Below are 6,389 nucleotides of genomic sequence, written 5' to 3' on the forward strand. Positions count from 1 at the left end.
GAAAAGTCATGTCTCTTCGCGAGCAGATCTTTGCGCAGCGCCTCGAGCCGACGATCGTCGAGCGCGCCGATACGGGCGGCGCCGCCCCCGTCGCCCCGGCGACGCCGTCCCGGGTGAAGACCGAGGCGTACCAGAAGCTGAAGTACGACACGCATCATGCCGTGCTCGAACGGGTGGAACTCGAGCGTCTCTCACGCATGCCCCAGGAGCAGATCCGCAGCGAGATCAACGCGCTCGTGGGCCGCATACTCGAAGAGCAGAAGGCGCTTGCGAATGACCTCGAGCGCAAGCAGCTGGCCATCGATGTGTACGACGAGATGTTCGGCTTTGGTCCACTCGAGCCGTTGCTGCGCGACCCCACTGTCTCGGACATTCTCGTGAACACGTGGTGCCAGACCTATGTGGAGCGCCGCGGAAAGCTCGAACTCACTGATGTCAACTTCTACGACGACGCCCATCTCATGAAGGTGATCGAGAAGATCGTCTCGCGGGTGGGGCGGCGCATCGACGAGTCGAGCCCGATGGTCGACGCGCGCCTGCCCGATGGCTCGCGCGTGAACGCCATCATTCCGCCTTCGGCCGTGGACGGGCCGCTTGTATCGATCCGGCGTTTTGCGGTCAAGCCGCTGCTGGTCGCGGATCTGATCGAGCTGCAAACGCTCACGCCGCCCATGGCCCAGGTGCTCGAGGGCCTCGCGCGTGCCAAGGTCAACATTCTTGTGTCGGGCGGCACCGGCAGCGGCAAGACGACCCTGCTCAACGTCCTGTCGGGCTTCATTCCGAACGACGAGCGCATCGTGACGATCGAGGACGCAGCCGAACTTCAACTGCGCCAGGATCACGTGCTGCGCCTGGAGACGCGTCCGCCGAACATCGAAGGCAAAGGCGAGATTACCCAGCGCGCGCTCGTGCGCAACGCGCTGCGTATGCGCCCCGACCGCATCATCCTCGGCGAAGTGCGCGGCGCGGAAGCCCTCGACATGCTCAATGCGATGAACACGGGCCACGAAGGGTCGCTTGCGACGATCCACGCCAACACGCCGCGCGACGCGCTCACGCGCCTCGAGAACATGATCAGCCTGGGCGGCCTCGCCTTGCCGCCGCGCACGATGCGCCATCAGATCTCCTCCGCGATCTCGGTCGTCGTGCAGGCCGCACGCCTGACCGACGGCCGCCGCAAGATCGTGAGCATTTCGGAGCTCACCGGCATGGAGGGCGACATCATCAACATGCAGGAGATCTTTACGTTCAAGCGCACCGGCATGGATTCGAATGGCAACGTGCGTGGCCACTTCTGTGCGACGGGTGTGCGGCCGAAATTCTGCGAGCGCTTCGCGGCGTTTGGCGTGAACCTGCCCGAGCAGATTTTCGATCCGGGCCGGCGTTACGACACGGTCTGATATTCACGACGTTCATCCGGGGGAGCGTGGCATGAGTACAACCTTCATTCTGGCAATCCTGCTGCTCTTCGTAGCGGTAGTCCTTGCCAGCCAGGGCGCTTGGGAATGGTGGAACAGCCGTCATGGCGCGGTCGCGCGCCGCCTCGAATCGCGCATCGAGGCCGTGGCGACGGGGGGTGTGGGGCGCAAGGAGGCGATGTCCATCCTCAAGGCGCGCAAGCTCGATGGGTCGACGTTTGGCCAGCGCATCCTGCTGCTCATGCCGGGCATCCGCTCGTTCGAGGCCTGGGTGCAGCAGTCGGGCATCAGCTGGACGGCATCCCGCGTTCTCGCAATGTGCACGCTCATGCCCGTTCTCGTGATCGCGGCGGGGATGTTCATCCGCTTGCCGCTCGTGATGCTGGCGTCTGGTGCGGCGACGTCTACGCTGCTGCCATTGATGTACGTGCGCTATCGGCGCACCAAGCGCATGCGGCGCTTCCAGAAGCAGTTGCCCGATGCCTGCGACATGCTGGCGCGCGCGTTGCGCTCGGGCCATGCGTTCTCGGGCGCGATCGACCTGGTCGGCACCGAGTTCGCCGACCCGATGGGCGCCGAGTTCCGCACCACCTTCGACGAGATCAACTATGGCGTGTCGCTCAACGAGGCGTTGACGGCGCTCGCGCAGCGCGTGCCGGTGGGGGACCTGCGTTACCTCGTCATCGCCGTGCTGATCCAGCGTGAGACGGGCGGCAACCTCGCCGAGTTGCTGGACGGCATTGCGAGCCTCGTGCGCGAGCGCTTCAAACTGTTCGACAAGGTTCGCGTGCTCTCCGCGGAAGGAGTCCTCTCTGCGCGGGTGCTGGGTTTGCTGCCGGTGGTCACGGGCGGGGCCATCTCCTTCGTGAATCCCGACTTTCTCGAAGTGCTGTGGCAGGACCCGGCAGGCGTGCTGATGCTCGAAGTCGGCACGCTGCTGTTGCTGGCCGGCATGGTGTGGGGGCGGCGCATCGTGCGGATTCGCGTCTGACGATGCCGCGTCCCGCGCCATTATCAAAACTCAAGGGGGGAGCCATGTTAGCGCTCGATTCGACGCGGTTGCTGTTGCTGGTTTGTCTCTTTGCCTGCGTGTTCGGCCTGTCTTTGGCCGCCATGTATGTCCTTGCACCCAAGGCCATGCGCCGGCGCATTGAACAGGTGGGCGGCGGCCACAGCGCGCCTGTTCCTGGTATGCAGCCGGACACCTCCAGCGAGGCCTGGTACGAAAAGCTCGTGCAGATTTCCGAGCCGCTTTCCCGGCTCTCGGCGCCGAAGGAAGGCTGGGAGGTCTCGGCGCTGCGCGTGCGACTGATGAATGCGGGTTGGCGCTCGCCGGGTGCCGTGGCGATCTTCTTCGGCACTCGCACCGTGCTGGCACTGCTGCTGCCCACGCTTGCAGCCATGTGGATGATTAGTGGCGGCGGGGCGGCAAGTTCGGTTACCCGCTTCGCAGTCGTTCTCGTGTCGCTTGTGGTGTTTGGCTATTACCTGCCGGGCGTCGTGCTCGCGCGCTTCGTCGCGCAGCGTAAGCGGGCGATCTTCGAGGACTTCCCGGACGCCATCGATCTGCTGACGGTCTGCGTCGAGGCGGGCCTCGGACTCGACGCCGCGTTGATGCGCGTGGCGGAGGAGATCCGGTTGCGCAGCGCGGTGGTGGCCGACGAACTGGAACTCACGCTCCTCGAAATGCGCTCGGGTTACACGAAGGAAAAGGCATTGCGCAACCTTGCCATGCGCACGGGTGTTGAAGATGTCGACTCCTTCAGCACGATGCTCATCCAGGCAGAGCGGTTCGGCACGAGCATCGGCGATTCGTTGCGCGTGCTCTCCGATACGCTGCGCACGCGCCGGCGCATGCTCGCAGAGGAAAAGGCAGCGAAGATCGCGCTCAAGCTGCTGTTCCCGCTGATGTTCTGCATTTTTCCGGCGCTGATGGTGGTGCTGATGGGGCCGGCGATGCTGCATATCTACCGGACGATGCTGCCGACCATGAACGGCGGCTGACGGGCGGTCGCAGCGGGTGACCAAAACAGAGCAAGCCCTGTACGGGCGATTCGATCGGGGGAAGTTATGAAAACTGCAAAGACCGGCGCGGCGTCGCTTCCGTTACGCGCGGCAAGGGGAAGAAGGGGCGCACGGAGCCCGCGGCGTGGACGCAGCCGGCGCGCGCAGCGTGGCGTGGCTGCGGTGGAGTTTGCGCTCGTCCTGCCCGTGCTGTTGATCCTGCTGTTCGGCATCATCGAAATGGGCCTGTTCCTGTACGACAAGGCCGTGATTACCAACGCCGCCCGGGAAGGCGCCCGCGCCGGAGTCGTGCTGAAGAGCCCGAAGCCCACCGCAAGCGACGTCCAGACGGTCGTGACGAACTACACGTCGAGCTACCTGCTGACCTTCGGTACGCAGAATACGCCGGTGGTCACGACGACGGGCGCTGGCGGCAATTTCGGCCAACCGCTTTCGGTGACCGTCACGTACCAGTACAACGGCCTGGCTTTGGGACGCATGGTGGCGCCCATCACAGGCGCACTTACGCTGTCCTCCACGACCGTCATGAACAACGAATAAAGGGGGCAATCATGCGCACGGGGAGAAGACGCAAGCAGAGAGGGGCGGTGGCCATCACGGTCGCGGTGTTCATGATCTTTCTGCTGGGAACCGCGGCGATGGCCATCGACATCGGCAATCTGATGGTCGCACGAAACGAACTCCAGAATGCCGCTGACGCGGCAGCTCTGGCGGGGGCGGGTTGTCTGAAACCGCGCACCGAATGCAGCAACACCACCGCGACCCAGCCGGATTTCACGACGGCGTCAGCGACAGCGACAACGTTCTCGACGTCGACCTCGACCAACCGGGTCCAGGGTGCCTATGTGCAGACGAGTACGGTCGCGACCGGATACTGGAACGCTACAGGCACGCCGTACGGCCTCGAGGTGTTGCCGTTCACACCGGGAGCGAACGACCTGGCCGCCGTGCAGGTGACCATCCGCAAAGACGGCTCGAACGCGAACGGATCGGTGAGGGGCTTTCTGAGCAATGTGCTCGGAGTCAATATCCTCAAAGCCAGCGCGGTGGCGACGGCCGTTCTGTCCTCGCCCGGCAATGTGGGACCAGGCGGGTTGTTTCCACTGGCGATGTCACAGTGTCTGTACAACAACTACTGGAATTCGTCGACCAATTCGCCCAAGCTCTCGCCCACCACTGGCACCGTGTCCGGCTTTTCGACGCCTCAGGTCGCGGGACAGCCGTACATCTTCCAGATCGGTTCCAGCTATCAATACGGAGCCTGTCAATCCGGCCAATGGACGACATTTGATGTCAATGACAACAGTGCCAGCTATGCCACTAGCCTGCTGACAAATGGCAACAGCACCACGTTCTCCGTCGGCGCTTCGCCGGGGACGTGGATCCAGACGGGCGAGAAAAACTCGATCTTCAACGCGACTGCCGCTTGTAGCGCGGCGGGCAATGGGCAATGCGCGTGGGCGACGGTGGCCGTGGTGAACGACCTGACAACGAACGGGTTTCAGCCGGTCTTGGCATTTGCTTGCCTGCACATTCTTAATGCGAGTAACGGCTCCACGCCCTATGTGCTCGTGCAGATGTCCAACGACATGAGCCACTGTGAGACAGCCAATTCGGGAGGGGTTGGGCCGAGTTACGGGGCGTACACACCGCCGAGGCTGGTTCAGTAAGCAAGTTTTGCCGCCGGAGAGCGCAAGCGGCGCGCCGCTTGCGCCTCCGTACCAGTTTCCGCGGCGGCGGCTTCTTCGGGCCCCGAGGCCTTTGGGGGAGTGGCGCACATGCCCGCGCTTTCCCCCTTTTTCGCTTATCTTCGCCCGGCGCGCTAAAATTGCGGACCTTTTGAATTCGTCCGCACAAAGAACCCTGAGCGTGCAAAAGATCCTCATCGTGCGCGTGTCGTCGCTTGGCGACGTCGTCCACAACATGCCCGCCATCGCCGATATCCGGCGGCGGTACCCTGACGCACAGATCGACTGGCTCGTCGAAGAAAGCTTCCAGTCGCTCGTCGAGCTCGTGGAGGGCGTGCGCCGCGCGATCCCGTTTTCGCTGCGCCGCTGGCGCAAGGGCCTCTTCTCTGCCGCCAACTGGCGCGAGATTGGCGCGTTCCGGCGCGCGCTCGCGGCCGAGAAGTACGACCTCGTGATCGACTGCCAGGGGCTCATCAAGACGGCATGGGTGGCGAGCTGGGCGCGCGGGCCGCTCGTCGGCCTGGGCAACCGCACCGATGGCGCGGGGTACGAGTGGCCGGTGCGCTTCTTCTACGATCGGTCGATTCGCATCGAGCCGCGCACCCACGTGGTCGAGCGTACGCGCAAACTGGTCGCGGGCGCGCTCGATCTTGCGCCGCCTTCGCCCACCGACGACATCGAATTCGGCCTCGACACCTACCGCGCCGCGCAGGCGCTCGCGGGCGTTGGGCTGAACCTGCCGGTACCCTATGTCGTGTTCGTGCACGCCACGTCGCGCGCCGACAAGCAGTGGCCTGACCAGCATTGGATCGAGCTGGGCCAGGCCCTCGTGCGGCGCGGCGCGTCGCTCGTGCTGCCCTGGGGCAGCGAGGCCGAGCGCGCCACGAGCGAGCGCCTCGCGCGCGAATTCGGTGAGGCCGCGATCGTGCCGCCCAGGCTCACGCTGCCTGCTGTGGTGGGCCTGATCGACGGCGCGGCGGCCACGGTGGGCGTGGACACGGGACTCGTGCACATCGCTGCGGCGCTGAAGCGCCCGACCGTCGAGTTGTACAATTTCGCGACCGCCTGGCGCACGGGCGGCTACTGGTCGCCGAACGTCGTCAATCTGGGCACGGCAGGCCAGCCGCCAACGCTTGCGCAGGTGAAGGGCGCGCTGGCAGGCTTCGGGCTGCTGTAGCGGCGCGCCGCCGCGGCGCGGGTGCCCGACAAGCTGAGGGGCTGCGGCGCGTCAAGGCGGTCTACTGAGGCTGCGGGTATA

6 protein-coding genes are annotated in these 6,389 nt (G+C 64.8%); all 6 read left to right on the forward strand.

Annotated elements, in window-relative coordinates; all coding sequences use genetic code 11:
• Nucleotides 1–8 precede the first annotated feature (8 nt).
• The 6 genes from AB4Y44_RS39705 to waaC all read left to right on the forward strand — a co-directional run bounded on the left by AB4Y44_RS39705 (nucleotide 9) and on the right by waaC (nucleotide 6,308).
• Nucleotides 9–1,400: a CpaF family protein gene (locus AB4Y44_RS39705; protein WP_342921478.1), complete on the forward strand. Its 1,392-nt coding sequence runs from the start codon at nucleotides 9–11 to the stop codon at nucleotides 1,398–1,400.
• 31 nt (nucleotides 1,401–1,431) lie between these two features.
• Entirely contained in the window at nucleotides 1,432–2,409 is a 978-nt protein-coding gene (locus AB4Y44_RS39710) for a type II secretion system F family protein (protein WP_368702564.1), read from the forward strand.
• A 44-nt stretch (nucleotides 2,410–2,453) separates the two neighbouring features.
• On the forward strand, nucleotides 2,454–3,422 hold the full coding sequence (locus AB4Y44_RS39715) for a type II secretion system F family protein (RefSeq protein ID WP_368702569.1): 969 nt from the start codon (nucleotides 2,454–2,456) through the stop codon (nucleotides 3,420–3,422).
• A 174-nt stretch (nucleotides 3,423–3,596) separates the two neighbouring features.
• A complete protein-coding gene (locus tag AB4Y44_RS39720) occupies nucleotides 3,597–3,983 on the forward strand; it encodes a TadE/TadG family type IV pilus assembly protein (RefSeq protein ID WP_342921476.1) in 387 nt (128 codons plus the stop codon).
• A gap of 47 nt (nucleotides 3,984–4,030) precedes the next feature.
• Entirely contained in the window at nucleotides 4,031–5,113 is a 1,083-nt protein-coding gene (locus tag AB4Y44_RS39725) for a TadG family pilus assembly protein (RefSeq protein ID WP_368702565.1), read from the forward strand.
• A gap of 193 nt (nucleotides 5,114–5,306) precedes the next feature.
• Entirely contained in the window at nucleotides 5,307–6,308 is a 1,002-nt protein-coding gene (waaC, locus tag AB4Y44_RS39730; RefSeq protein ID WP_368702570.1) for a lipopolysaccharide heptosyltransferase I, read from the forward strand.
• Nucleotides 6,309–6,389: the final 81 nt, after the last annotated feature.

It is taken from the genome of Paraburkholderia sp. BR10937, assembly GCF_040965695.1.
Taxonomy (GTDB): domain Bacteria; phylum Pseudomonadota; class Gammaproteobacteria; order Burkholderiales; family Burkholderiaceae; genus Paraburkholderia.

Coding starts and splice junctions, on each gene's coding strand:
- AB4Y44_RS39705 (WP_342921478.1), top strand. CDS start 9: ATGTCTCTTCGCGAGCAGATCTTTGCGCAGCGCCTCGAGCCGACGATC.
- AB4Y44_RS39710 (WP_368702564.1), top strand. CDS start 1,432: ATGAGTACAACCTTCATTCTGGCAATCCTGCTGCTCTTCGTAGCGGTA.
- AB4Y44_RS39715 (WP_368702569.1), top strand. CDS start 2,454: ATGTTAGCGCTCGATTCGACGCGGTTGCTGTTGCTGGTTTGTCTCTTT.